This is a genomic window from Pseudarthrobacter sp. NPDC059871 (assembly GCF_042731175.1).
Classification (GTDB): domain Bacteria; phylum Actinomycetota; class Actinomycetes; order Actinomycetales; family Micrococcaceae; genus Arthrobacter.
In genome coordinates, this window is sequence record NZ_JBHWJV010000014.1 from 23,055 (window position 1) to 48,676 (window position 25,622).

The window sequence follows — 25,622 nt, forward strand, 5'->3', positions numbered from 1 at the left end:
CTTACTTGCCGACGAAGATGCCGTTGCTGCGGCGTGCGGCGATGTAGAAGACGATGCTGAGGATGGACAGTACGGCCACGTAGACCGGGAAGATCCAGGTGAGGTTCAGGGACTGGAACCAGACCAGAAGGTAGGAGGCGGTGCCGCCGAAGAGGGCGACGCCGATGCCGTAGCCCAGGGCTACTCCGGTACCTCGGATGTTCTTGGGCATCAGGGAGGAGCTGACCACGTTGTAGAGGGTCATGTTCAGCACCAGGACCACCGAGCCGCCCAGCAGGACCGCCGCGAATGCGCCGATGCCGGGCTGTACGTAGAGCAGCATGAGGAACACTGACGGGATGGCCAGGATGCGGGTCACCAGGAACCAGCGGGACATTGCCCTGCCGTCGGCCAGCTTGCCGATGATCCAGGAGCCCGCCACCAGGATGACGCCAAGCACTGTGGTGAGCGCGAAGACGGCGGTGGGGTCTTCCTTGAAGCCGCTGCGGGCTGCGCTGGGCAGGCCCACGTTCCAGGCGTAGTTGTAGGCCTGGGCTGCGCCCACCACGAAGATGATGGCCAGGACGGAGAGCCAGTGCTTGCGGACGCCGGACCAGACAGCGCGGGGCGTGTTGGTTGCCATTTCCTCTTCTTTGAGGGTTTCCGGCAGCGAGCGGCGCAGGTACAGGACCACAAAGCCGAACAGGGCGCCGAGGATGAACGGCACGCGCCAGCCCCAGTCCCCCATGGCCGCCCCGCCGATCACCAGGCTGCAGAGGAAGCTCACCAGCGAGGCAAGCAGGATGCCGATGTTCACGTAGAAGGACATGATGCCGGCCACGTAGCCTTCGCGGCCTTCCGGCGCCAGCTCAACGGCGTGTGAGGTGGAGAGCGGCGCTTCGATGCCGGTGGAGATGCCCTGGAGGACGCGGCACACCAGCAGGATGATGCCGGCCAGGGGGCCAATGGTGGCGTAGCTAGGCGTGACGGCGATGACCAGCGTGGTGCCGGCCATCAGCATGATGGACAGCAGCATCACCCGGCGCCTGCCGATCCTGTCGGCCAGGGTGCCCAGAAGGATGCCGCCGAGGGGGCGGAAGGCGAACCCGACGGCGAACACGGCCAGCGCATTCAGCGTTGCGGACAGCGGGTCCGTATTGGGGAAGAAGTTGGGTCCTATGAAGGCGGAGAGGAGGCCGAAGACCATCCAGTCGTACCATTCCAGGGCATTGCCGAGGCCAAGGCCCAGCAGGCCCTTGCGGACTTCGGGGGTGAACTTCTCGTGCTTTTGGGGGGATGAATGGATGGTGCGGGGTGTCGGGACAGCATTGTCCGTGGTTTGGGTGTCAAGCATGGGATTTTCCTTACGCTTGCGCCCCGGAGGGCGTAAGAGGGTATGACGCAGGAACGCCTGTTGGAGGAGGCGCCTGATGCGAAAGTGGCAAGGAGTGTCAGCGGCCACGGAGACGTGTCCGGACGGTTAGGGGTAAGCGCCGGCACCGGTTAAGGCCGGCAGGCCTACAACGCGTGGGGAGCGTTGACCCAGATGGCTACGCATACCTCTTCGTAGCTGTTCTTGTACCAGTGGGGGATTTCCGAAGAGTAGGTGATCGAGTCGCCCTCTTCGAGGCTGTAGCAGACGCCGTCAAGGTAGACGTCCTTCCGGCCCGAAATGATGTAGCAGAACTCTTCCCCGCTGTGGGTGAAGGGCGTTGCGCTGGTGTCGTGCCCTGGGGGCGTGCTGATCCATTGCGCTTCGATGGTGCCATCGCGGTCCGGGGTGAGCAGCTCATGAATTGCTTCGCCGACAGACTCGCGGGTGACGTTTTGGAGGTTGCGCCGCGCGGATCTCCGGACCACCGGGGACCTGGACTGGTCCTGGCCGATAAAGAACCTTCCCACGGGGATGTCCAGTCCGTGGGCCAGCTGCGCGAGGGTAGTGAAGGACGGGTTGGCCATTCCGCGTTCGATCTGGCTGACGATCGCCTGGCTGAGTCCGGTGATCTCCGAGAGCCGGGCCAGGGTCATTCCCCGGTCTTTTCGCATGGACCGCACCTTGTTGCCGACAGTGGCCAGCAGTTCGCTGGTGGCCGGCGGGGCGGTGGTGCTAGTCTCGGTGGTCATCGCTTGTCTTTCACTGGGTGATGCTACTCACACAACTATAGTGAAGATTTCCGGCCAGTCAACGGATTTTCCTAACTATATTGAAGATTTGCCCTTCGGTGCTCCTGCGCTGAGTCTCCGCGCCGGGCCGAAAGACACATGCAAAACCCTCTGGCCAGGGCGCATACTGTCGCCATGAGCGACGCCGCGCGAAAACCGGACCGGATCCTTTTCGCGCTGATCGGCGTCGTTGGCCTGCTGGTGGTGGTTGCGCTGGCGGTGGTCTTCACGCGCGGCGAGCCCGCCCAACTGGATGAAGCCAGCCCCGCCGGAGTAGTGCAGCAGTACAGCAAGGCCGTGATCGACGGCGACAACAGCGCCGCGGATTCCTACCTCACAGATGCCGCCCGGACCAGATGTCGCGGAGGCTTCCAGGGCGAGCCACGGCCGGCGCGCGTTGTCCTTGTCTCGACGGCGGAGCGCACCGATTCAGCCACGGTGCGGGTTTCGATCGTCCAGCAGTCCCAGGGCGGCCCGTTTGGCCCGTCCGAGTACGAGATGGAGGACGCTTTCTCGCTTCTGAAGGTCAACGGCACCTGGAAGATCGACCAGCCGCCCTACATCCTGACGGCCTGCTCAGTAGTTCCGGCTAAACAATGACCACGCCGGCAACCACCACCACCCGCGCTCCCGCCGGCGGCCTGGCCACCCTCCGCCGCCTGATCCTCTACGTCCTGCTCTTCGCCTTGGTGGTGATTGCGGCCTCGGGCGTGAGTGGACTGCTCGAACGGCTCTTCCGCACGGCGTCCGTGCTGGTCACCGGCGATCCTGCCAGCCTGGCGCTGCCCCTGGCGTTCACCCTGATCGGCGGCCCGCTGGCTCTGCTCTTGTGGTGGTTTGCCTGGCGGCGCCTCGACGACGCCGCGGAGCGCACCGCCGCCGGCTGGGGCCTGTACCTGTCCGGGATGTACGCCGTCTCGCTCATCATCGCCACCACCGCGCTGCTGAACCTTGCAACGTCTTTTATTGATACGCAGGCAAGCCAATGGCAGTCCCCGCTCGCCAACGGCCTGGTGTGGGCAGCCATTTGGCTCTGGCACCGGTGGATGTGGAAGCACCCCGCCAAGCCGTCGACGCACCTGGAGGACGTCAGGACACTCCTCGGATCGGTCTTCGGCCTGCTGCTGGGCGCCGGCGCGGCGATTGCCGCCCTCAGTGGCCTGTTGGATGTGGCCATCCGCGGGTTCCCGCTCAGCGCGGCGGTTGAGCCATGGTGGTTTGACCCGGTCCGTTCGCTGGTGTGGGCCGCGGGCGGCGCACTCGTGTGGTGGTGGCACTGGTTCAGGGAAGGCGGCCGGCACTTCCGGACCGGCCTGGCGGATGTGGCCATGATCGCCGTCGGCATCTTCATTGCGGGCATCGCAGCCCTGGGCGGTGTGGGGGTGGTGGTGTTCGTGCTCCTGCGGCTCGCCTTCGATCGCAGCGATCCTGTGAACCTGCTGCTGGAGCCACTGGCGCCGGCAATCGCAGCCGCGGCCATCGGTGCCGTGGTGTGGCGCTACCACCGGGCGGTGGCGGTCACCCGTTCCACCGAAACCAGGCGCGCCAGTCTCCTGGTGACCTCCGCCGTTGCCCTGGCCGCGGCGGCGTCCGGCGTGGGGGTGGTGGTGAACGCCCTGTTGGCTGCCGCCGTCTCGCCGCTGGCCGGCGGAGCCGCACGCACCCTGCTGCTGGGCGGCATCAGCTCCCTCGTGGTGGGCGGCCCGGTGTGGTGGCTGGCGTGGCAGCCGCGGCACCAGCCCAGGGCGGCGGGAGAAATTCCACCCGGCCGGCGCATTTACCTGGTGGCGTTCTTTGGCGTCAGCGCGGTGGTGGCCCTGATTACGCTGCTGGTGACGGGTTACCGGGTGTTCCAGTACCTGCTGGGCGATGTCTCCGGCGGAAGCCTTTTGGACCGGATCCGGGCACCGCTGGGCCTGCTCGTGGCGGCTGGGTTAGTGGCCGGCTACCACTTCGCGTTGTGGCGGCACGACCGCACGCTGCTGGCGGCCGCGGCGCCCGCCCGGCGTCGGGTGATTGACCAGGTCACGCTGGTCAGCGGCTATATCCCAGGCACCGTTGACGTCCGCGCTTTGGCGCGGGGCATCGCTGACGTCACGGGAGGCGCCAAGGTGGCCGCCTGGCTTCGGGCGGACGACGGCGGCACTTGCCTGCCGCCGTCGTCCATCCCTGCGCCGGGGTCACCGGCCGCCCAGCCCGACGACATCATTCGGCAGGTGGCAGCCGCACTGGACGATGTGGCCGCGCCGCACGTCCTGGTCATCGTGGGCCCGGGCGGCCTCGACGTGGTTCCGCTGGCCGCGCCGCCACCGGACACACAGGGCTGACGGTTATTGGCGGCCGCTCAGTTCTTGCTGTGGATGGTCAGTCCAAAGGACTGTGGCTGCGCCGGAGTGCACCCGGGGCAGCACGCGGCTGCGTCCTGCCCGCTGGTGGCATGGCTGGCGGCGGCGTCCGCATTCCCGCCGTCCCGCGGCACGGCAAGCGACTCAGCGTGGGACTCTGTGTGGGACTCTGCGTGGGGCACCGCGCAGCAGACGTCCCCGCGCCAGGCGTTGAAGCCTTCCCGGACGGCGATGCCGGCGATCACGATGGCCGCTGCAGCGTCCGCCCACCACCAACCCAGGGTGCTGTTCAGGACCAGCCCCACCAGCAACACCGCGGAAAGGTAGGTGCAGAGCAGCGTCTGCTTGGAGTCGGCGACGGCGGTCCTGGAGCCAAGCTCGCGTCCCGCCCGGCGCTGGGCCCACGAGAGCACGGGCATGATGGCCAGGCTCAGGGCGGCGATCACAATGCCGGGTGTGGAGTGCTGGGCCTCTCCCCCGCCCGCCAGGGACCGAACGGCGTCCACGGTGACGAAGGCTGCGAGCGCGAAGAAGGAGATCGCGATGATTCGCAGCGTGAGGTGCTCGCGCCGCTCAGGGTCCTTCGCGGAGAACTGCCACGAGAGTGCCACCGCCGACGCGACCTCGATGACCGAATCCAGTCCGAACCCGATCAGCGCTGACGAATCGGCCACGCCGCCGGCCCAGAGCGCAACCACGGCTTCGATGACGTTGTAGGTGATGGTGGCGGCTGCGAAGAGGCGGATCCGGCGCGTCAGGACGGACCGCCGCCCGGACCGGAGGGGCCGGGCCAGGGTTCCGCTCATGCCAGGCACTCGCCGTCGGGCGCGCAGCAGGCAGGGTCCACGGCAAGGACGACGCCGAGGAGGTCCTTGATGGCGTGGCCCAGCCGGGCGTCAGCAAGTTCGTAGCGTGTCCGGCGGCCGTCCGGGACCGAGACCACCAGCCCGCAGCCGCGCAGGCAGGTGAGGTGGTTGGACATGCTCTGCCGGGACACCCCGATGGAGTCGGCCAGATCCGACGGGTAGGACGGTGCCTCGGCGAGGGCCAGCAGGACCTGCGCCCTGGTGGGGTCCGAGACGGCGTAACCAAAGCGCGCCAGGACCGGGGCGTGGGTGAGGGTCTGCATGCCTTCGAGAGTACATCCTGGGATGTATCCATTCAAGGCTGTAGTTACCCGCCTCCCCGCCGCAGTAATCGGTCACGGGTGCTCAAGCCGGGACGTCGCCAAGGAAGCGGACGACGGCGGCCGCGTCCCGCCGTCGTGCGTGGGCCGTTCCTCTTGGGCGTCTGCTCCCCTTAGTCTTCCGTTCCCTTTGCCGGCGTTGCTGAGAGAATGACCCCATGGAAATCGCCCTGGGCCTTCTGGTCCTCGTTGCCGTGGTGTGTGCCGGCAGCGCCCTCGGCCGGAAGCTCAACGTTTCGGTGCCGCTGCTGCTGGTGCTGATCGGGGTGGCGGGTTCGTTCCTTCCGTTCATACCGGACATCGAGCTGAACCCGGAACTGGTGCTGGTGGGGCTGCTGCCGCCGCTGCTGTATGCGGCTGCGCTGCGGACATCGCTGTTTGATTTCGGCTCCAACCGCCGGGCCATCGGCCTGCTTTCGGTGGGGTATGTCATCTTCGGCACCCTCACTGTGGGGCTGGTGGTCTGGTGGCTGTTTCCGGAGATTCCGCTGGCTGCGGCGTTTGCGCTGGGGGCCGTGCTGGCGCCGCCGGATGCGGTGGCGGCGACGGCGATCGCGCGGAAGGTGGGGATGCCGCGCCGGATCGTCACCATCCTTGAGGGCGAATCCCTGGTCAATGACGCCACCGCCCTGATCTGCCTGCGCGCCGCGATCGCCGCCATCTCTGGAGTGGTGTCCGTAGCCGGAATTGCCGGAGACTTCCTGCTGGCCGTGGGCGGCGGACTGGTGGTGGGCATCGCCGCGGCCTACGTGCTCACCATGCTCCGCAAACGGATCCGCAACGTTGCCATCAACACCTCCACGTCGCTGGCGGCGCCCCTGGTGGCGTACCTGCCGGCGGAGGCGATCCACGCCTCGGGTGTGCTCGCCGTGGTGGTCACCGGCCTCATCATGGGCACCAAGGCGCCGTCCATGCCCAACGGTGCGGCGCGGCTCAGCCAGCGGAGCAACTGGAACACGGTGCAGTTCCTGCTGGAGAATTCGGTGTTCCTGCTTATCGGGCTGCAGGTGCGCACCATCGTGGACGGCGTCCAGGACGACTCCCTGGGCGCGGGCAGGATCTGGGCCGGCTGTGTGGTCATCCTGCTGGCCGTGCTGTTCCTCCGGCCGGTGTGGGTATTCCCGGCCACCTACCTGCCGCGGCTGATCCCGTCGGTGCAGCGGAAGGATCCGGCGCCGCCGTGGCAGTTTGCAGCCATCGTGTCCTGGGCCGGGATGCGGGGCGTGGTCACCCTGGCCGCCGTACTCGTGTTGCCGGAGGACCTGGAACACCGGTCAGTGTTGATCCTCGCCGCGCTGGTGGTGGTGGGCGGAACGCTGACGCTGCAGGGTGTCACGCTGCCGGCGCTGGTGCGGATCCTCCGGGTGCAGGGGCCGGACCAGCGCGAGGACGCTTTGAACCAGGCGTCGCTCATGCAGCTGGCCACCGCCGCGGGCGTCGCGAAGCTGCATGAACTCAGGACGGATGACGACCCGCCGGAGGTGGTGTCCATGCTGAAGCGGCGGACGCAGGAACGCGGGCTGGCGGCATGGGAGCGGCTGGGGCGGCCGTCGGCGGAAACGTCCACGCCCAGCGAGCGCTATGCCCGGCTGCGGCTGGCCATGCTGGAGGCGGAGCGCGAGAAGGTGCTGGAGCTCCGGCGTGGTGGCGAGTATGCGCACGAGGTCCTGAGCGCTGTCCTGGAGCGGCTGGACGTTGAGGAATCCATGCTGGACGTGTCCCTGGACGAGATTGACCCGTCGGGCGGTGGCGGCGGCGAAGGCGTGGCCAAACCCGGAGGCGAGTGCGACCACCTGGAATCCGCGGCACCCCGTGAGGTTCCCGGCGGTGCCTTCTGCGAGGACTGCGTCCGGGAGGGAACGACGACGGTCCACCTCCGCATGTGCCTGGAGTGCGGCAACGTGGGGTGCTGCGATTCCTCCCCCGCCACCCATGCCTCCAGGCACTTCGAAGCGACCGGGCACCCCGTCATGCGCAGCATCGAGCCCGGCGAGGACTGGCGCTGGTGCTACCAGGACGACCTGCTGGGGTGAAGGGGCTCGGACTGAAGGGACTCGGGATGGAGGGGCTTCGGCTGGAGGGGCTCGGGCTGGGTGAGTGGGCGGATGTGTGGCTGGCGCACGTGACGGTTGCGGTCAGTGCCGAAGGCGGGCACTGATAGCAGCGTGCGGCCGGGCACCCGCCTCAGTGCGCCCCGCTACGGAAACGACGTCAAACCCCGCGCCCCGGATGAGTCCTTCCAGGCTGGGGACCGGCCAGAAGTAGGCAGGGGCTACGGCGTGCGGGAACTGTTCCACCCGGGCGCCTTCGAAGAACCCGAGGAGGAGGGCTCCCCCGGGTGCCAGTTTTCCGGCCAGTTCTTCGAGTACGTGGGGCATGTCCGCCGGTTCGGTGTGGATCAGGGAGTACCAGCACAGGATGCCGGCCGCGGAGCCAGCGGCAACAGGAAGGTCCTTGGTGCCTGCAACCCGGAAGGAAACATTCGGGAACCGCACGCGTGCGTGCTCCACAAACTCCGGGACCGGGTCGAAGCCATCCACATCCTTGCCCTGGTCCGCCAGGAAGCTGCTCCACTGGCCAGGTCCGCAGCCCACGTCCAGCACGTGCCCCGTCAGCGGTTCAGCCCATTCCGCGATGAGGGACCTGTCCTCAGGATGGGTGGACTCAAGCGACCCGAACCGGGAAATGTACTCGGCTGCGCGCGCCGCATAAGAAGCCCGAACCTGGGCCTCAGTCCCGGGGCGCCCGTGCACGGCTTCTGGTGGCGAAAAAGCCCGGCACGCTGATCATGAAGGCGCCGACGCCGAGGACCAGCAGCATGGCGAAAGGGAGCCCGCCTTCCCTGATGCCGTATTCATCGGCAAGCAGGGCATAGTTCCAGGTTGCGACGGCGCCGCACACCAGCAGCGTCGCGCTGGCCACCAGCGCGAGCGCCCAGAAGTCAGTGCGGCGTGTCATCGGTTGGCTGGCCGCCCGCGCCGCTGCCCGCTCCGGTAACCGGCCCAGAAAGCGAGGACCAGCAGGCCCAGCACGGCGATGCCCAACCCGATCTGCGTCCCCTGCGTTACGAAGGTCATGCCTGATCCGTTGAAGGTGTCGTTGCTTAGGGGCGCGTAGGCGAACCAGCCAAAACTGGCGGTCGCCTGCTGGTTCCACGCAACAATGCACCCCACCAGCAGCGCGGCGACGCCGAGGAGAGGCATCACGGCCGCACTAAGTCTGGTGGGTTTGGCCGGCGTGTGCTGTTCAGGTTTTTCGTTGTCCCCCATGTCTGCGAGTCTAGCCGTGGGTGCTGACTGCCCTTCCCGGGTCAGCCCGTCCGGTCTAGGCTGGGCGGATGCCCGGGCACATGTTTCGAGGCCTCGCCCTCAGCGAGCGCCGCCGATGAGATTCCGGAGCAGCCCGATGGCCCCAGAACCCGAGGATGGATGATGACCATTACGCCTTCGCAGGACACCGTTCGCACGCCAGGGCCCCAGATCTATGTCAGCTTTCCCGGAACTGCGCGGGAGGCCCTGACGTTCTACCGGGACGTCTTCGGCGGCGAACTTGCCCTGCACACGTACCAGGATTTCAGCAGGAGCGACGGCCCTCCGGACGCCATCGCCCACGGAACGCTGGCCGGCGTCGTGGCGCTAGGGGGCTCGGACGCGGCAGCCGGCGAGGCGAGCGTCCGCACCGAAGGCGTCATGCTCTCGTTGCTGGGGACCGCGGAACCGTCAGTGCTGCACGAATGGTTCCGCAGGCTTTCCGACGGCGGCACCGTGGTTGATGCCCTCGCGCCAAAGCCGTGGGGCGCCTCGGACGGCCAGGTCATCGACCGGCACGGGCTCCACTGGCTAATCGGGTACGAAGGCTAACGGCGGAATCAGCTTCGACGGAGATGTTCTACCGGCCGGGCCGCCGGCCTACCCTGAATCCGGCCCAGAATGCCAGCACCAGCAGTCCAGCGACGGCGATGGCCAGGCCCGCCTGGGTTCCCTCGGTGATGAGGTCGGCACCGATGCCCGTGAACGGCCTGTTGCTGTTCGGCGCGTAGGCGAAAGAGAAGGACGCGTTCCGGTTCAGCCAGGCGGTCAGGATGCCCGCCAACACGACGGCCGCGCCCAGCAGAGGTACGACGGCGGCACGCCATTTGGTGCGTTTGGACGGCATGCGGTCTTCAGGTGTGTTGTGCTCCCCCATGGAGGCGAGTCTAGCGGGGCGCGCTCGTCCCTCCAGCGCGAAAAGCTGCCTGCCAGGCCCTGACACCCAGCTCAGGACAGGTTTAGGCTGGGCTGATGTTGACCATCGGCACTATCGTCCTCGGCGTCAACAACGTCGCCGCCGCTACCGACTTCTGGCACTCAGCCTTGGGCTATGTCCCGCGGGAACAAGGTGACGACACGTGGGTAACCCTCGCGCCGCCGTCGGGCCCTGGCGCGTTGCTCTCGCTCATGCTGAGCGAAACGCCTGTCCAGGACCGCCCGCGGATCCACCTTGACCTTTACGCGGAGGACCAGGGGGCCGAGGTGGAGCGGCTTGTCTCGATTGGCGCCCGGCGTGTGGACTGGGATCTCTATCCGGAGGACCCGGACTTCATCGTCCTGGAGGATCCCGACGGAAACCGCTTCTGCGTTATCGACAAGAGCGGCGGCTAACTACCGCTGCCTTGCTTGACCCTTGCTCCGGTGCCGCGCTCTGAGGTTCCTAGAGCATGGCGGTTTCCTCCTCCGCCAGCCGGATCAGCCGCAACTCGTCCTCGACGGCGCGCGCCGGCCAGTAGTCCTTGGCCAGACCGCTCGCCCAGTTCCTGTCCGCGTCCGGGAACAGCTTGTGCAGCAGCCCTGCCGCCTCAAGCAGTGCGATGAGGGCCAAAGTCCTCGTTTCTTGCGCCCCGGCAGCGGGGTTCTTGGTTTGCGTTGCGGGCTCCTCCGCGCTGCCATCAGCCGGATCCGTCACCACGGTTGTGGGCGTTGCTCCGCTGAGCGTTGACTCGATCCTTTTGAGGAGCGCCGCCTCGGTTTCGTGGTCCTTTTCCGGGTAACGCACCGGCCGGAACCGTGCCAGGTGTTTCTCCCCGACGTGCTCCACGATGCCGAGGGCCGCCATGCCCTCGTAGATCCGGTGAACCTGGGCGCGGCCTTCCATGATGGAAACCCATCGGGCGGGAGTGTGCGGGCGGGACTTGCCGCGGATCAGTTCCAGTTCGGGTGCAAGGTCGTCCCTGGCGGCCGATCCTGTGGCCCGGACGTGCTTGCCCAGCAGCTCGATCGCGCCAGCCAAGTCCAGCTCGGCCAGGATTGCCCCTGCCACTGTGGTTCTGAGCGCGAACAGTGGTACTTCTGGTTTTCCATCTTTGTCGTTCGTTGCCAGGAGCAAGAATTGCTGGGGCAGGTTCAGGTTCACCGCGGCTGGTGCTTCAGTGTTCATACGGCCATGGTGGACCTGCTGGGCCGCCGCAACTACGGCCTTTCGTACCTACCTCGCCCAGAGATGCATCCAGCCGGGACCTGAGTCCTGCTGATGCTTGCCGGGTCGGGACGCGCACCAAGTGCCGGTAAATTTGAGCGAATGATCCATATTGACCGGGACGATCCCGTACGCGGTGATGTCCACCAGCTTCTGAGCGAACATCTCGCGGACATGTTCGCCACTTCTCCTGCCGAGAGCGTGCACGCGCTGGACCACACGGCCCTGTCCGTCCCCTCGATCACTTTCTGGACAGCGCGCGAGGACGGCGAGTTGCTGGGGTGCGGTGCCCTCAAGCTTCATGAAACAGAGTCCCACCCAGTCGACGCCACAGAACCCCACGGCAGCGCAGTTCACGGAACGGAACGTCACGGCGCTGGCCGGCTCGGCGAGATCAAGTCCATGCGTACGGCAGCGGCCGCTCGCGGGCGTGGTGTGGCTACCCTCATGCTGAAGCACATTATCGAGCAGGCCCGCTCCCGAGACCTCGAGCGGGTCTGCTTGGAGACCGGAACCGAGGACTACTTCGCTCCGGCCCGGCGCCTCTACGCGCGCCACGGTTTCACTGAGTGTCTGCCTTTTGCCGACTACGTCCTGGACCCGAACAGCGTCTTCATGGAGCTGCGCCTTTAGCCGTTGCTGCAGCTGAGGCGGACAGGCCTTGCCTCCAACCACGAACCGCTGCCTTGAACACAGGGTTTCCGGCGACTCCGCGTGGCAAAGTTACAACATGCGCCTGCTCGTGATCTTTGGTCCGCCCGCCGTCGGAAAGATGACCGTGGGACGCGAGGTCGCACGGCAGAGCGAGTTTCGTTTGTTTCATAACCACGCGCTTATCGAGCCACTACTTGAGGTCTTCAAATACGGGACACCGCCGTTCAATCGGCTACTTGCCAATTGGCGGGAGGAAGTCGTCAAGGAAGCTGCCCTTTCAGACACGGACTTGCTGCTCACATTTGTCTGGGGCCTTGAGCAGCAGGCAGACGCCGACGAGGTTAGGAAATACATCCGCCCTTATGTCGAAAAAGGTGCGGAGGTAGCATTCGTTGAACTGGCGGCGGATCTGGATACTCGGCTTCAGCGGAATCGAACCGACTTGCGACTTGCTGAGAAGCGGTCGAAGAGAGACGTGGAGTGGTCTGACGCGAATGTTCGCGAAATGGAACGCTTTCTTATGAATACTGGCCTCGATGCCACTTTGGATCTGCCCTTACCCGGGACCGCGCTCCTAACAGAACACCGGCATATGCGCCTCGAAAACGGCGATCTCACACCACAGGAGGCGGCCGCTCGGATTCTCGCTTGGTTGGACAACTTCCCAATGCGCCGCTCGTAGCCGGCTGAAGCAGGCTGGCCAGAGGTGCTGTGCATAACGAGGTTGTCTACACGCCCGGGTTCTCCAGAGAAGGCAGGGCACGGACAGCTCAGCACACAGCTGCCCTTGACTGAGCAGTAGAACGCAGCGCCGTGTCGGCTACGGACATCCGCGGGAGCACGCGCAGACGACTCGCCAACATCAGATGCGCTCCAGATTCCTAGGCAGCAAGGTACGCAACGAGGGCATCCTCCAGCGGGCTGACGTCTCCGACGGCACCGCTAGTTCCCACGGGGTTTCCGCCTTCAAGGTTTGGAGGCATGGTCGAATCCCCGGCAAGCAGCGCGAGTGGCAACCGTGGCGGCAACCAGTCCGGTTGTTCCGCCGGGTAGTGGCGACCTGTAGGTGAGGTCCAGCCCGGCGGCTCATTCTTGCTGGCCGGAGTAGGTGTCCAGGAACTTTGATGCTTGAGCCTGTGATGTTTTGGGCACAGCTGTCCCAAGTTGCTGATTCCCGTTGCCCCGCCGTGCTGCCAGGCGATGAGATGGTCGTTCTCGTTGTCCTGTGTGTGGTTGCTGCAGCCCGGGAAGGTGCATTTGCCATCCCGCATCCTCAACCAGCGCTTCAAACTCTCCGGGAGCCGGTAGTTCGTCCTGCCGATCTCCAGCGGCGCCCCATCGCGAGGGTCCACCAGTACCCGGTAAAACGACCCCGCCCCCTCGGCAACGATCCTCCGTGCCACCGACGCGGGGACAGGCCCGAAACCGTCCACCTCCCCCGGTTCGTCCGTAACGCCAAACGTTGAGAAAGCGGGGACGGTCATCAAAATGTCAGCCTTCGGCGTCGGTGGGTTTTCCAGATCCTGCCCCACAACGCCCAAGAGCAGGTTAGCGCTGACGTCTGCCCGACGCTGGCTCAGTGTGCGCGGGTCATCGGGACTCTGCAAACCACGCGCGATGGAGGTGACCTTATTCCAGATTGCGCAGGCATTTTCACCGGGAAGTATCAAGGTGATCCGGCCCATTCCGTCAGCCTCGGGCTGATACTCCATGCGCCGCTCGGCAACACTCATTGCCCGCCGCAATTCCAGCGAGTCGGGATACTGGCGCTCCCGCCACGCACGGACCTTCCTACGGAAGCGCGACGGCACCAACTCCCCGGGAGCGGCACCACGGGCAGCATGGGGCGCGTCGGGATCAAAGAAGTGCGCTTCAAATGCTTTGACGCGGTCAGGTTCCAGGCCCGCTGTTTCATCCGCGAGAATCCGTGCATGCTGCCAGGAGATGGCGCCCGCCTGCAGCTGGTCCAACGCCGCAGGCAAAGAGTTCGTCAGCGCGTGCGCTTCACCCAACAAGGCGGAGGCCGCCCGCTCGCCGACGGTCAGCACACATGCAACCTCAGCCACCAGGGATTTCTCACGCGCGGAGGCCTCATAAGCATCGGCGGCCGGGCCCTCGATCTGGGCTGACGCCTCAGCGTACGCGGCTACCATCCGGACCTTGGCGGCCGCTGTGGCAGCTTCGACGCGGGCCAGTAGTTCCAGCCCTGCCAGGCACGATTCGGCCAACTCCCCCAACGGATCATCGCCTGATGCCGCCATGGGGCCGGAGACAAGGCCCGCCAGTTCATTAACGAGACCGGCCACCGATGCAACGGCAGCGGCCACAGTGGCCTTGCCTTCCACACCCGTAACCGCTCCGGTTTCCATACTTGAAGCATGGCAGGAGGGTCTGACATTTTAAGGGGCTGCCCGCCTAGGCAGCGAGAGGCATATCGAACAGTTGCTCGGCCAACCGGATCAGGTGCCGGGGAGCGTCTGCTGCCTCCCCTGGTTCTGCGTTGCCCAGGAACGTGACGGTCCCGTGGATAGTGCTGTCCACGTCCATCCCGGCTTCCCGAAGAAGGACTTCCGCCCGAACATTGTGGTAGATCCGGCCCGACTCATTGCTCAGGTACGCACGCCAGTCATGTCCGTCAAGCACCGCAACCTCCCCTGCCGCCACACGCTGCTGTGATGCGGCGTCCAACTGCAAGGGCCGGATATGGACGGGGTGGGCGAGCCTGGCAGGAATCACCAGGGCGCTAAGGAGGGTGTTCATGAGTCGTATGTCTTTCGTCCGTACGCTGACCGCTGACCGCTGATTGCTGGGCGAGGGGCGCGGAGTGTCCTTCGCGGATAACTGCGCGATGCACGCCGTAGCCCACCGCGGAGCGAAGTGAGCCCGGTAGTCGCCCCCTGAGCGATAAGCATCAGCTCCGGGCGCCGGAGGGCGGTTGCTGCACAGTGACGCGGGCGGCCAGACGGGGCTAGGAGTTCCCCATCCAGCCGCCCGCGGGCTTTTAGCGCTGGTTCTTGCGCGGCTTGGCGAAATTCAGTTCACTGTTTTCGTGCCTGGCCTTTTTATCGGCCCGTTTTTCAAGAATCGACTTGCCCGCTTTTTTCGCGGCGCCGCCTTTGGGGGATTTTCCGGACATCGGAATCACGCCTTTCTGTGCTTGCGTTAACCGATACCATACCCACTTTTTATTTTTATGCCAGTCCTGCGAGGAAGCACCCCCATCGGAGCGCTTCCCGCTCAAAGTCGCGCAAGCAGGCGTGACCAAGGCGGTCAACCCGGCTGACATCTTTCCACAGAAAAGCGCCTGCCGGGTCTTTTTCTGTAAGCGTCAGGTTACAGAAAAAGACCGACATAGCCTTCACTTTCCGGATTCTCCAGAAATAGCACAAAGTGGGTCATGGAAAACCAAGACCAGCCACAGTTTTTACGCCGCAAAAAACCCAACCCGGATGTTATCCAGAGGGTCAGCGCCAGAATTCGCCGAGTTTCCCGGCGAGGCCCAACCCTTGGTGATACCCAGCGCGGGCAGCGGCCGGCCGCAACGACACATCCATCGCATTGGCACCGAACATATGCTCAGAAGCGCTGTCCGGGAAGACCGTTTCCACCGTGCTGCCGCCGTCGCGCAACCCGCTGACCTGCGATGCCAGGTTCATGCCCCAGTCAGCGGGCGTCCGCGACCGGCCGGCAAACGGGGACAGGACAAGCACGCGTGCATACCCTGCCGCCAGGTCGGCATTCTCGGCGTTGGCCCGGTAGCCGCCGTCGATATAGGCACCCCCGCCGGCGCTGTACGCGAACCCGCTGGCGCAGCTGGCAGCCACGGCATCCACGAGGTCCACCCCGCTGTCGCGGTCAAACACCACAGGGTGGCCCGTGCGGGCGTCCACCGCCGTGATGAGCGTGTACCCGTCCGGCCACAGCTGGTGCGGCAACCGAGCCGCCACGGTGGCCCGCCAGCGGTCCGAAGGATCGTAGTCCGCAGCCAGGCCCAGTGCCTCGGCGCCCATTTTGCGGCGCATGTCGGCCGCGTCCACGGACGCCGCGATGATCCGGCCCGTTCGCTCCAGGTGGTTTACCGCGCCCCCGGCGGGGGACGGCCGGCGCGGGGCCGTCCCAGAGGCGGTGTCACCGGCTTCAAGCCGCAATCCTGCAGCCACCAACCCGTAAGTTGCGCCGCCTGCCGACGGTACGGGTGCGGTCAGGCCCCCAGGTACCGCGTCCGACGCCGGCCTGCGGTTTGGGGGCGGAGCGTCAAGAATTGCGGCCAGCAGCTCAGCCGGGGTTGCGCCAGAGAGTTGGGCCGCCGCCGTCGAACCGGCCGACGTCCCGATGACGAGGTCGGCGTCGGTGACATCCAGCCCGGCCTCGGACAAACCGGCCATGACGCCAATCAGCCACGCATTACCGGTGGACCCGCCGCCGCCAAGAACCAAAGCCCGCTCACCGGACCCGGGCATCCGGGGCGTGGCATCAATGCCCTGCAATTCCCGGCCCGGGCTTGCGGGTACGGCTACCGCCCGACTGGAGCCGGCCTGCAGCGGATTGTTCGGCACCCGGCCGGGATCCGCCGTCGGGCGTCCCGAACCGGCGGCCACCGCTGAGGAAGCAGCAGCTGAGGAAGGCGCCATAGAGGGCGCGTAGGTGGGCACCGAAGCGCCCGAGGAATGACCCCGAGAAACAGCATTAAAAGGTGAGGAAGAAGGTGAAGACATGGGAGTCGCCTTTCGCAAATTGCCTGTTGGGGCGCTCCCGGCGGCGGCTAGCTCAGCCGCGTGATCGTGGACTGCCGGGGAGCACCCATTACGGATACAGCGTTCATGGGTCTCACCTCCTGCAGTCGGGTCACGATCACCGGAATCGTCGCACAACCGCCTGCCCCAGCGCAATGGTCAAGGTTTTACATTCCCGAAACGAAAACTCCTAGCCGCAAACAAAATTGCAGAGTACATTTGATGCAATCAGACTTGCAGAGTGATCCACGGCACAAGCCTGCACGACTGCCCAGCAGGACACATCAGCGTTACAGGACGGGTTCACCTTGAACACCAACGCCATCAGCGAGAAGGCCGCAGCGGGATCAGCCGGCGAGGCTGGCACCTCGTCGGGCGCATGGCTCGGCGATGCGCTGCCGGATGTTCCGCTCACCAAGGCCCAGAGCCGGGTGGTGGAGATCATCACCCGCAACCCGCAGCTCTCCTCCTACGCGGACATCGCCGAAATCGCCCAGCGCGCGGACGTGAACAATTCCTCCGTGGTGCGCACGGCGCAGCATCTCGGCTACCGCGGCTGGCCGGACCTGCAGCGCGAACTCCGCTCCCGCTACCTCGTGATGATCTCCACCGAGGACACCCTCACCGAACACGGCGAACACCGCAGCCCCCTCCGGGAGGCCATCACGCACGACATCGAAAACCTGCGCCTGACGCTGGATTCCAACACCTCCGAGGAAGCCGAGGCGGCCATTGCGGCGATGGCCGCGGCGAAGTCCATCACCGTCGTCGGGATCGGCTCGTTTGCCGGGCCGGCCGGCGTCATGGCCCACCTGGGCTCCACCATGGGCTACCCCATCTCGCTCGAAAACCGCGCCGGCGTCCACCTGGCCTCCAGCACCAACAGCCTGGGCCCCGGCGACGTGCTGGTGGTCATCAACATGTGGCGCTCGGTGAAGCACATCATCATCGCCGCCGAAGCCGCCAAGCAGGCCGGCGCCACCGTCATCGCCATCAGTGACCTCCGCCGAGGCCGCCTGGCCACCGCAGCCGACCATCTGCTGGTAGTCGCCTCCGAAGGCATCTCCTTCTTCCAGTCGGTCACCGCCGCCAACTCCCTGGTCTACGGCTTGCTCGCCGGCATGGAAGCGGCCCACCCGGAACGCAGCCGGACCGCCATTCGCCGCACCCAGCAGCTCTGGAAAGACCTGGACATCTACCTCGACTAAACGCGCCGAACCAAACACGCGCACGTAAGCGGCAACGCCCGGGCAAGCAACGCACCGGCAGATCCGCACAGCAAACCAACAACCGCCACAGGCACTCAGGAGTACCCGCATGAACGAGCCACAAAACCGCCGCATCGCCGTCATCGGCCTCGGCGCCATGGGCGGAGCCATGGCCGCCACCCTGCACAACGCCGGCTGGGAGGTCACCGGGTTCGACCCCTCGGACGCAGCCCGCGCAGCGGCAGAAACAACGGGCATCAGCACCACTGACAACCTCGCCGCCGTGGCCGGGACACCCTACGCAGTGCTCTCCCTCCCCGCGGCCAGCATTGTGGAAACCACGGTTCCGCAGCTCCTCGCAGCCCCTGGCACCGTGGCGATCGTCGATACGACCACCTCCGAGCCGGGCACCAGCAAGCACATGGCCGAACTTGCCGATGCACAGGGCGCCGCCTTTATCGATGCTCCCGTTTCGGGAGGTCGCGACGGCGCCGCAACAGGCACACTGAGCGCGTTCGTCGGTGCCACGGACTCCGCCCTGGCCGCCGCAGAGCCGGTCCTGCTCGCCCTCACCGGCGGGAACTACAGCCACATCGGCGGGCCTGGCAGCGGCAACGTGGTGAAACTCCTCAACAACGTCCTGGCAGCCGCAAACCTCGCCTCCGTGGGCGAAGCACTGGGAGTCGCCAAAGCCTACGGCATCGATCCCGCGACGGCGGCAGCCAGCATCAGCGGCGCGTCCGGCGGCAGCAAGGTCTCGGCCAACATGTACCCCAACTGGGTCCTCACCGGCACCCACGATTCCGGCTTCTCCATGGGCCTGATGGCCCGGGACGCGTCCCTCGCCGTGGACATCGCGGAGCAGATCGGGGAGAAGCCTGCCCTGCTGGCAACGGTGGCCAACCAGTGGCAGGACGCCCTGGCAGTGCTCGGCCCCAAAGCCGATTTCACCGAGATCGCCCGCACCGTGGCACCCGCCATCACCCCCGCCGGTGCACCAGGGACCAGCGCAGCCACAGGCACAAGCACAGCCGCAGGCGCCCCCGAAACCACGTCCCCCGCGGCCTGAACCGCCTGGAAGACCAGCCTGAAAGACCACTCCTCCGGCCCCACAGCCAACAGCCCCAGAATCCCGTAAGGAAACAGCATCTTGAGCATCACCACAGCACCCACATCCTCCTCGGCGGCCACCGCCAAGGCAGTCCTGGACGCCGCCTTCCCCAACGGCCTGGGCGCGTTCGTTGCCGGCCGGGTTGCCACCGGCAGCGGCGACGCCATCACGCTCACCACCGCCGCCACCGGCGAACCCTTCACCACCTACGCGGACCCCGGCGCCGAGGGTGCCAACGCCATCCTGGAAAGTTCGACGGCGGGCGCCAGGGTTTGGGGCGCACTGAACGGTTTCGAGCGGGCCGCCATCCTCCGCAACGTCAGCCGCGCGGTGGAGCAGCACGCCGAGGAACTGGCCATCCTGGAATCCGCCACCACCGGAAAGCCCATCCGTGACGCCCGTGTGGAGGCCGCCAAGGTGGCCGAAATGTTCGGCTACTACGCCGGCTGGGCGGACAAGCTCACCGGCCAGACCATCCCCGTCCCGGGCAACTGGCACACGTACACCGAGCGCGTGCCGTGGGGCGTCGTCGTCGCCATCACCCCGTGGAACGCACCCCTCTTCACGGCTGGCTGGAACTCCGCCGCCCCGCTGGCCGCGGGCAACGCCGTGATCATCAAGCCCAGCGAGTTCACCCCGGCGTCGTCGGTCCGGCTGGCCCAGATCGCCCACGAGGCTGGCCTTCCGGAAGGCGTCTTCAACGTGGCCGCGGGGCTGGGGCAGACCGTAGGCGCAGCCCTCACCACCGACCGTCGAGTGGGCAAGGTCAGCTTCATCGGTTCCGTCCCCACGGGCCGCCGCGTGGCAGTGGCCGCAGCGCAGGCCGGCATCCCGGCGCTGCTGGAACTCGGCGGCAAGAGCGCCAACATCGTGTTCGCCGACGCCGACCTGGACCGCGCCGCAGACGGCGCCATTTCCGCCATCTTCTCCGGCGCGGGCCAGTCCTGCGTGGCCGGCTCCCGTCTCCTGGTGGAACGCAGCGTGCACGCCCGGTTCGTGGAAATGGTGGCTGCGAAGGCCGCCCTGCTCCGAGTGGGCGATCCCCTCAGCGCTGACACCGAGGTGGGCCCCATCATCACGCCTCAGCAGTTCGCCACGGTCACCCGCCTGATCGAGGCAGGAGTGGACGACGGCGGCCGTCGCCTCACACAGGCCACGTTGCCGGAGTCGCTGAGCGGCTCAGCGCTGAAGGGCGGCCACTGGGTGATGCCCACGCTCCTGGACGGCGTCACCCCGGCGAACCGCCTGGAAACCACGGAGGTCTTCGGGCCGGTGGTGGGCGCCGACGCGTTCGACACCGAAGCCGAGGCCATCGCCCGCGCCAACAACACCAGCTTCGGCCTGGCCGGCGCGGTGTGGACCTCGGACGTCTCCCGCGCCCACCACGTGGCCCGCGAGGTTAAGGCTGGCACCTTCTGGATCAACGCCTACAAGACCATCCACGTGGCGGTGCCTTTCGGCGGGTTCGGCGATTCCGGCCACGGCCGTTCCTCCGGGCCGGGCGTGCTGGACGAGTACACGCAGGCCAAGGCCATCTGGGTGCCCACCCGCGCGGCAGGCTCCCCCTTCCCGTCGCTGTCCTATTAGGAGACCCCATGCAAACGACTGACAGAACCCCGGCGGCAGGCGCCCTCCGCGCGGCCCTGGCGGACGGCGTCGAACGCTGGAAGCCCAAAGTGGAGGCGCTGGCCCGGAACATCCACGGCTACAAGGAAATCTCCTTCGAGGAAGTCCAGTCCGCGGAGGCCATCAGCGCACTGCTGGAGGACGGCGGCTTTGCCGTGGAGCGCGGCACGTCCGGGCTGCCCACGGCCTTCACCGCGAGCGCTGGCAGCGGCGACCTCACCGTCGCGCTGTGCGTGGAGTACGACGCACTGCCGGGCATCGGCCACGCGTGCGGGCACAACCTCATCGCCGGAGCGTCGGTGGCGGCGGCACTGGCCCTGCAGCCATATGTGAACGAACTCGGCATCACGCTCAAGGCCATCGGCACCCCGGCGGAGGAGCACGGCGGCGGCAAGGCGCTGATGCTGGAGCGGGGAGCGTTCGACGGCGTGGGGCTGGCTTTGATGGTCCACCCCGTCCAGGACGGGCTCACCTACAACCCGGCGGGGACCAGTGCCCAGGCCGTGGGCCGGTACAAGGCGACGTTCACCGGAAAGGCGGCCCACGCGGCAGCTGCCCCGCACCAGGGCGTGAACGCTGCCGACGCTGCGGTCCTCAGCCAGGTGGCCATCGGGCTGCTCCGCCAGCAGATCCCGTCCGACCACAGGATCGCCTGCTACGTGGCTGAGGCCGGGCACGTCACCAACATCATTCCGGAGAAGGCCGTGGTGGAGTTCGAGTGCCGCGCCTTCACCCTGCCGGAGTTCCATGCCCTGCGGGAACGCGTCCGCCGCTGCTTCGAGGGCGCCTCGATCGCCACCGGAACCACGCTGGAATATGAGGACACCGAGCCGCTGTACGAACCGCTGCTCCAGGACGATGACCTCGCAGCGCACTGGACCTCCGCAATGGACGCGTTCGGCAAGGACACGTCCCGGTCTTCCGGCCTCAGCGGCGGGTCCACGGACATGGGCAACATCTCCCAGGTGATCCCGTCCCTGCACCCGTGGCTGAGCATTCCCGGCGCGGACGTCCCCATCCATTCGCATGCGTTCGCCGCCCTGGCGGACACTCCCCCGGCATACGGCGTGATGTTCGAGGCAGGCACCGCCCTGGCCTGGACCGTCGCCGCCGCTGCCTCAACCCCCACCCAACGGAAACGCTTCACCCAGGCGGCGTACCGCCGTCGTACTTCCCCCCAGGAAGCTGTCACCCAGGAAGGCGCATCATGAGCACTGCCAAAACAGCCCGGACCGAAACGGCCGGCACCAGGCTGACCATCCCCATCGCCGCCCTGGCGTTCGTCATCGCCCTGACCGTCCAGTTCATCGGGCAGGCGAAGATCGATCTTGGAATCGGCGCCATCATCATCTTCCCCATGGTGTGGGGCCTGATCCTCGGCCTGCTGGTCTCGGTCCAGAAGTTCAAGCCGCTGGGCATTGACCTGCAGCGCGTGGCCGCCGCCCTGGTGGGTGTGGCGGTGCTGCTGCTGGTGGCGCGGCTGGCCTTCAACATCGGGCCCAGCCTGCCCACCCTGCTGAAGGCCGGCCCCGCCCTGCTGCTGCAGGAGGTGGGCCACCTGCTGGGCACCATCGTGCTGGCGCTGCCCCTGGCCGTGCTGCTGCGCATGGGCAAAGCCACCGTGGGCGCCACGTTCTCGCTGGATCGCGAACCGTCCTTCGCCATGGTGTCCGAGAAGTACGGGCCGGACTCGGACCAGTACCGCGGCGTGCTGGCAATGTACGTGTTCGGCACACTGTTCGGCGCCGTGTTCATCACGCTGCTCACCTCGCTGGTGGCCAACTGGAAGATCTTCGATCCGCTGGCCCTCGCAATGGGCGCCGGCGTGGGGTCGGGTTCCATGATGGCTGCATCGGTGGCGAGCATCACCGCCGCCTACCCGGGCGACCAGGAGGCTGTGCTGGGCATGGCCGCCGTCTCCAACCTGATCACCACCGTGCTGGGCGTCTACGTGGGCATCTACATCGCGCTGCCGCTGGCGGACAAGTTCTACCGAGTGCTGACCCGCAAGCAGGAAAGCCGGCAGGCAGTGGCAGCCGGTGCCGGAACCACCGCCGGGCCCAGCGCCGCCGACCTTGAACGTGAGGCAGCGCAGGCCGAGGAAAACCGGCTGTTCCGCGAGCGCGTGGCCGAATCCTCCGCAGCGATCAAGCTGCCGCTATGGCTTTCGCTGTCCGTACTGACGGTGCTCGGCATCGGCACGGCGTCGGTGGCGGCCAAGGGCTTCAGCCTCAGCATTGTGGGCGGCTACGCCGTGATGCTGGCTCTGGTGCTGGTCAGCATCGTGCTGGCGAAACTGACCCGGAAAATCTCGGCGATCGTCTTCATCACCACCATCGGCGCCTACATCTCCAGCCCGTGGTTCTTCGGGGCCGAGCCGCTGAACGCCGCCGTCAAGACGGTGGACTTCCTGTCCATCGCCACCGTGATGCTCACGCTGGCCGGCCTGTCCCTCGGCAAGGACATCCCGCTGCTGAAGAACATCGGCTGGAAGATCATCCCGGTGGGCCTGGTGGCCATCACGGCATCCTTCCTGCTCTCCACGGTGATCGCCGAGTTCGCCCTGGGGCTCTGGCACTGACACACCCACGGCCCTAGCGGCCTGCGGGATATGCAGCGAAACGGAAGCGGACGACGGCGGGGGCATCCCGCCGTCGTCCGCTTCTTTTGGTGGCGCGTTGGGAGAGCGTGTGCGCGCCGGGGACGTTCGGCCCTACGTCCGCGGGGACGGGCTTGGCAGAGTGGATTCGACAGGCACGCCATCCCGAGGAGGCCAGCGGTGAGCAGGATCTACATTCCCTACGGGACCACCGAGGGGCAGACGGCGAAGATCGCCGAGTTCATTGCGGACGTGTTCCAGGCACACGGCCATGAGGCCACGGCGGCGGATATCAAGGACGCCGGGGATGCCATCCCTGACGGGTACGACGCTGTCCTGGTGGGCGCCTCCGTCCACGTGGGCAAGCACGAAAAGTACGTTGGCGACTTCGTCCGGAAGAACCGCGACGCCCTGGAGCGGCTGCCATCCGCGCTGTTCTCGGTGAGCATGGCGGCGCACGGCGACACCGAAAGCGCCGAGGGCTACATTGGCAAATTCGAGGACGAAACCGGCTGGAGGCCCGCGCAGGTAGGGTTGTTCAGCGGCGCCATCCCCTACACCCACTACGGGTTCGTCAAACGCCTCATCATGAAGCGGATCGCCAGCAGCCAGGGTTCAACGGATACGGACACCTCCCGCGACTACGTCTACACGGAATGGGACGGCGTGAAGCATTTCGCTGAAGATTTCCTGGCGCGGCTGTAATCCAGCGGCCTGACGTCCCCGGCCGGGTCGCTTATTATGCGGATAGTTGCTGTTTCGTTTTGGGACGGCGCTTCCGCCTCCGGCGGCGCTGGCCGGGGAGGACGAAGGGTGGCCGGGGCGCACCCAGGCTCGGCCCGGACCAGTACCGCCCGCCGATCAGGATGCCGGCCAAGACACCGTACGCCCACGCCCCCGGGACCCCGACTTGGCCGGTGGCACCGCCGATCAACCCCACCGCGATGTAAACCACCGGAATCGCCAGCAACAGCCCATTCCGGATACCCAGGGGAGGCGGGAACCGGAAAAGCGCCCACCCCGCCACGGTGGCCGCGGCCAGGACGGCAACGCTGGCCGGTGCCGGTGAGAGCAGCAACAATTGCCATGCTCCGACCGCCAAGAGCACCAGCGCGCAGGCCGCGTTGAGGAGCGCGAGCCGCCAGCCGCCGTCGAACGTGCCATCATCCCTGAGGACGCGCTTGCGGGACTGCCTGAACTCCGCGCCCGTCCCCCGCCCTGACCAGACATGCCCGCCGACGATGCCGCCCACCAGAAACCCCACAAACCACGGCGCCGACGCCGGGATGGGCAGCCGGTCCGCCACATCGATGGAAATCAGGGTGAAGTAGTTCAACAGGAGAGTCCACTGCATCACGCCAAAAGCCCTGACAGACTGCGAGACCACGCGGTACAGGACGAACGCGTACACCGCGCCGATCGAAAGGAACGGCAGGGTCTGCAGAATCAAGCCTTTGGCCAGCCACGCGAACACTCCGAGCAACACAGCGATCAGGGTGCCGTAGAAAATCCGGCCGGCCCACACGTCATTCTTCAGTAAATCCTTAACCCCCATAGGGCAAGGGTAGGGGAACTAGAGGTAGTCACCGGCGCGTTCGCGGGCGATCTCCAGCAGCGTGGTCTGGAAGGCCACTTCGGCCGGGGCGTAGACCTTGTCCTGGCGCTGGGCGAGCAGGACGCGGCGCAGCGGCGCGTCGTCGCCGAGGCTGAGCACGCGGACGTCGGGGTGTTGAAGCGCGACGGCGGTTTTGGGCACCATGGCCACGCCCATCCCCACACTCACCATGGCCTGGGCTTCCTGGTAGTCGTTGGCGAGGAAGCCGATGGCCGGTTCAAACCCGGCGTCGTGGGCGGAACGCTGCAGGACCTCCACCACCGGGTGGGCCTCCGCACGGACAATCCAGGACTCATTGCGCAGGTCCTCCATGCTCACCTGTTCCTTCCCGGCAAGCGGGTGGCTGGCCGCCACCAGGATGACGGTGCTTTCGCGGAACACCTCGGTGACGCGGATGGAATCATTCTGGAACCTGTTCCACGGGTAGTCCCACAGCAGGCAGAGGCCCGTCACACCGGACTGCAGGTCCGCCACGAGCTCGTCGAAGCGGGCGCTGCGCAGCGACAGGCTGATGGCCGGGTACCGCTTCTTGAAGGCGCGGATGACGATCGGCAGGAAAGACCCCGCCAGCGTGGGGAACGTGCCTACCGTCAGGGCGCCCCGCTTGAGCCCGGCGATCTGGTCCAGGTCTGACTGGGCCGCCTTCATCTGGCGCAGGATCTGGCGCGCGTGGCCAGCCAGCACCTGGCCCGCCTCGGTGGGCACCACCCCGCGGGAGCGACGGGTCAGCAGCGGCTGCCCCACTTCCTGCTCCAGTTTGCGCAGCTGTTGGGACACCGCGGACGGCGAATACATCATCAGGTCCGCCGCGGCGGTGATGGAACCCTGCTCCACCACCTCCAGCAGCACCGCCAGGCGGCGGACATCGAAAAGTTGAGCCTCGTCGTCGTGAAGCATTGCTTTACCCCTTGGCGGAATTGGTTAAAACAGTTCATACGGACCTGCATCCCCG

General features: G+C 66.6%; 28 protein-coding genes. 13 read left to right on the forward strand and 15 right to left on the reverse strand.

Annotated elements, in window-relative coordinates:
* Position 1: 1 nt before the first annotated feature.
* Entirely contained in the window at positions 2 to 1,333 is a 1,332-nt protein-coding gene (locus ACFV4R_RS17780; RefSeq protein WP_377204015.1) for an MFS transporter, read from the reverse strand.
* 164 nt (positions 1,334 to 1,497) lie between these two features.
* Positions 1,498 to 2,103, reverse strand: a complete 606-nt coding sequence (locus tag ACFV4R_RS17785; RefSeq protein ID WP_015938467.1) for a helix-turn-helix domain-containing protein — start codon at positions 2,101 to 2,103, stop codon at positions 1,498 to 1,500.
* A 174-nt stretch (positions 2,104 to 2,277) separates the two neighbouring features.
* Between ACFV4R_RS17785 and ACFV4R_RS17790 the strand changes: the two genes are divergently transcribed.
* Entirely contained in the window at positions 2,278 to 2,742 is a 465-nt protein-coding gene (locus ACFV4R_RS17790; RefSeq protein WP_377204014.1) for a hypothetical protein, read from the forward strand.
* A complete protein-coding gene (locus tag ACFV4R_RS17795) occupies positions 2,739 to 4,469 on the forward strand; it encodes a DUF5671 domain-containing protein (protein ID WP_377204013.1) in 1,731 nt (576 codons plus the stop codon). The genes ACFV4R_RS17790 and ACFV4R_RS17795 overlap by 4 nt, the downstream gene beginning before the upstream one ends.
* A 17-nt stretch (positions 4,470 to 4,486) precedes the next feature.
* On the opposite strand, the gene ACFV4R_RS17800 is transcribed toward ACFV4R_RS17795, so the two are convergent.
* Both ACFV4R_RS17800 and ACFV4R_RS17805 read right to left on the reverse strand, forming a co-directional pair.
* On the reverse strand, positions 4,487 to 5,293 hold the full coding sequence (locus ACFV4R_RS17800; protein WP_377204012.1) for a cation transporter: 807 nt from the start codon (positions 5,291 to 5,293) through the stop codon (positions 4,487 to 4,489).
* Entirely contained in the window at positions 5,290 to 5,616 is a 327-nt protein-coding gene (locus ACFV4R_RS17805; RefSeq protein WP_377204011.1) for an ArsR/SmtB family transcription factor, read from the reverse strand. The genes ACFV4R_RS17800 and ACFV4R_RS17805 overlap by 4 nt, the downstream gene beginning before the upstream one ends.
* A gap of 215 nt (positions 5,617 to 5,831) precedes the next feature.
* Between ACFV4R_RS17805 and ACFV4R_RS17810 the strand changes: the two genes are divergently transcribed.
* Complete coding sequence (locus ACFV4R_RS17810) at positions 5,832 to 7,706, forward strand: Na+/H+ antiporter (RefSeq protein ID WP_377204010.1); 1,875 nt, start codon at positions 5,832 to 5,834, stop codon at positions 7,704 to 7,706.
* Between the two features lie 102 nt (positions 7,707 to 7,808).
* Here the strand turns inward: ACFV4R_RS17810 and ACFV4R_RS17815 are convergent, their stop codons facing one another.
* From ACFV4R_RS17815 to ACFV4R_RS17825, 3 genes are read right to left on the reverse strand one after another with little or no spacing between them, the layout of a single operon-like run.
* Positions 7,809 to 8,426: a class I SAM-dependent methyltransferase gene (locus ACFV4R_RS17815; protein WP_377204009.1), complete on the reverse strand. Its 618-nt coding sequence runs from the start codon at positions 8,424 to 8,426 to the stop codon at positions 7,809 to 7,811.
* Positions 8,404 to 8,631, reverse strand: coding sequence for a hypothetical protein (locus ACFV4R_RS17820; protein WP_377204008.1), 228 nt, complete (start codon positions 8,629 to 8,631; stop codon positions 8,404 to 8,406). The genes ACFV4R_RS17815 and ACFV4R_RS17820 overlap by 23 nt, the downstream gene beginning before the upstream one ends.
* The gene (locus ACFV4R_RS17825) at positions 8,628 to 8,942 is read right to left on the reverse strand and encodes a hypothetical protein (protein WP_377204007.1); all 315 of its coding nucleotides are present in this window, start codon (positions 8,940 to 8,942) and stop codon (positions 8,628 to 8,630) included. Before ACFV4R_RS17825 ends, ACFV4R_RS17820 begins: the two co-directional genes overlap by 4 nt.
* Before the next feature lie 162 nt (positions 8,943 to 9,104).
* Here ACFV4R_RS17825 and ACFV4R_RS17830 point away from each other — a divergent pair, with 162 nt between their 5' ends.
* Positions 9,105 to 9,533: a VOC family protein gene (locus tag ACFV4R_RS17830; protein ID WP_377204006.1), complete on the forward strand. Its 429-nt coding sequence runs from the start codon at positions 9,105 to 9,107 to the stop codon at positions 9,531 to 9,533.
* Positions 9,534 to 9,561: 28 nt separating this feature from the next.
* Here the strand turns inward: ACFV4R_RS17830 and ACFV4R_RS17835 are convergent, their stop codons facing one another.
* The gene (locus ACFV4R_RS17835) at positions 9,562 to 9,858 is read right to left on the reverse strand and encodes a hypothetical protein (protein WP_377204005.1); all 297 of its coding nucleotides are present in this window, start codon (positions 9,856 to 9,858) and stop codon (positions 9,562 to 9,564) included.
* Positions 9,859 to 9,953: 95 nt separating this feature from the next.
* Here ACFV4R_RS17835 and ACFV4R_RS17840 point away from each other — a divergent pair, with 95 nt between their 5' ends.
* Positions 9,954 to 10,313, forward strand: coding sequence for a VOC family protein (locus ACFV4R_RS17840; protein ID WP_377204004.1), 360 nt, complete (start codon positions 9,954 to 9,956; stop codon positions 10,311 to 10,313).
* Positions 10,314 to 10,362: 49 nt separating this feature from the next.
* Here the strand turns inward: ACFV4R_RS17840 and ACFV4R_RS17845 are convergent, their stop codons facing one another.
* Positions 10,363 to 11,085 (reverse strand): GPP34 family phosphoprotein, encoded by a 723-nt coding sequence (locus ACFV4R_RS17845; protein WP_377204003.1) that lies wholly within the window; start codon positions 11,083 to 11,085, stop codon positions 10,363 to 10,365.
* 141 nt (positions 11,086 to 11,226) lie between these two features.
* On the opposite strand from ACFV4R_RS17845, the gene ACFV4R_RS17850 reads away from it, so the two are divergent.
* On the forward strand, positions 11,227 to 11,757 hold the full coding sequence (locus ACFV4R_RS17850) for a GNAT family N-acetyltransferase (protein ID WP_377204002.1): 531 nt from the start codon (positions 11,227 to 11,229) through the stop codon (positions 11,755 to 11,757).
* A 97-nt stretch (positions 11,758 to 11,854) separates the two neighbouring features.
* A complete protein-coding gene (locus ACFV4R_RS17855; RefSeq protein WP_377204001.1) occupies positions 11,855 to 12,460 on the forward strand; it encodes a hypothetical protein in 606 nt (201 codons plus the stop codon).
* Between the two features lie 199 nt (positions 12,461 to 12,659).
* On the opposite strand, the gene ACFV4R_RS17860 is transcribed toward ACFV4R_RS17855, so the two are convergent.
* The 4 genes from ACFV4R_RS17860 to ACFV4R_RS17875 form a co-directional block, all read right to left on the reverse strand.
* Positions 12,660 to 14,147: a DUF222 domain-containing protein gene (locus ACFV4R_RS17860; protein ID WP_377227121.1), complete on the reverse strand. Its 1,488-nt coding sequence runs from the start codon at positions 14,145 to 14,147 to the stop codon at positions 12,660 to 12,662.
* A gap of 46 nt (positions 14,148 to 14,193) precedes the next feature.
* Complete coding sequence (locus ACFV4R_RS17865; RefSeq protein WP_377204000.1) at positions 14,194 to 14,538, reverse strand: hypothetical protein; 345 nt, start codon at positions 14,536 to 14,538, stop codon at positions 14,194 to 14,196.
* A 241-nt stretch (positions 14,539 to 14,779) separates the two neighbouring features.
* Complete coding sequence (locus tag ACFV4R_RS17870) at positions 14,780 to 15,052, reverse strand: hypothetical protein (RefSeq protein ID WP_377203999.1); 273 nt, start codon at positions 15,050 to 15,052, stop codon at positions 14,780 to 14,782.
* Between the two features lie 190 nt (positions 15,053 to 15,242).
* Positions 15,243 to 16,238: a patatin-like phospholipase family protein gene (locus tag ACFV4R_RS17875; RefSeq protein WP_377204036.1), complete on the reverse strand. Its 996-nt coding sequence runs from the start codon at positions 16,236 to 16,238 to the stop codon at positions 15,243 to 15,245.
* A 581-nt stretch (positions 16,239 to 16,819) separates the two neighbouring features.
* Here ACFV4R_RS17875 and ACFV4R_RS17880 point away from each other — a divergent pair.
* The 6 genes from ACFV4R_RS17880 to ACFV4R_RS17905 all read left to right on the forward strand — a co-directional run bounded on the left by ACFV4R_RS17880 (position 16,820) and on the right by ACFV4R_RS17905 (position 23,760).
* A complete protein-coding gene (locus ACFV4R_RS17880) occupies positions 16,820 to 17,719 on the forward strand; it encodes a MurR/RpiR family transcriptional regulator (RefSeq protein ID WP_377203998.1) in 900 nt (299 codons plus the stop codon).
* A 61-nt stretch (positions 17,720 to 17,780) separates the two neighbouring features.
* Complete coding sequence (locus ACFV4R_RS17885; protein ID WP_377204035.1) at positions 17,781 to 18,788, forward strand: NAD(P)-dependent oxidoreductase; 1,008 nt, start codon at positions 17,781 to 17,783, stop codon at positions 18,786 to 18,788.
* Positions 18,789 to 18,869: 81 nt separating this feature from the next.
* Complete coding sequence (locus ACFV4R_RS17890) at positions 18,870 to 20,417, forward strand: aldehyde dehydrogenase family protein (protein WP_377203997.1); 1,548 nt, start codon at positions 18,870 to 18,872, stop codon at positions 20,415 to 20,417.
* Positions 20,418 to 20,425: 8 nt separating this feature from the next.
* Positions 20,426 to 21,667 carry a M20 family metallopeptidase gene (locus ACFV4R_RS17895; RefSeq protein ID WP_377203996.1) on the forward strand — a complete coding sequence of 414 codons (1,242 nt, stop codon included), beginning with the start codon at positions 20,426 to 20,428 and terminating at the stop codon, positions 21,665 to 21,667.
* On the forward strand, positions 21,664 to 23,037 hold the full coding sequence (locus ACFV4R_RS17900; RefSeq protein WP_377203995.1) for a DUF3100 domain-containing protein: 1,374 nt from the start codon (positions 21,664 to 21,666) through the stop codon (positions 23,035 to 23,037). The genes ACFV4R_RS17895 and ACFV4R_RS17900 overlap by 4 nt, the downstream gene beginning before the upstream one ends.
* Before the next feature lie 198 nt (positions 23,038 to 23,235).
* Entirely contained in the window at positions 23,236 to 23,760 is a 525-nt protein-coding gene (locus tag ACFV4R_RS17905) for a flavodoxin domain-containing protein (RefSeq protein ID WP_377203994.1), read from the forward strand.
* Between the two features lie 34 nt (positions 23,761 to 23,794).
* Here ACFV4R_RS17905 and ACFV4R_RS17910 read toward each other — a convergent pair whose 3' ends face one another.
* Positions 23,795 to 24,610, reverse strand: coding sequence for a hypothetical protein (locus ACFV4R_RS17910; RefSeq protein WP_377203993.1), 816 nt, complete (start codon positions 24,608 to 24,610; stop codon positions 23,795 to 23,797).
* An 18-nt stretch (positions 24,611 to 24,628) separates the two neighbouring features.
* Entirely contained in the window at positions 24,629 to 25,567 is a 939-nt protein-coding gene (locus ACFV4R_RS17915) for a LysR substrate-binding domain-containing protein (RefSeq protein WP_377203992.1), read from the reverse strand.
* Between the last annotated feature and the right edge of the window lie 55 nt (positions 25,568 to 25,622).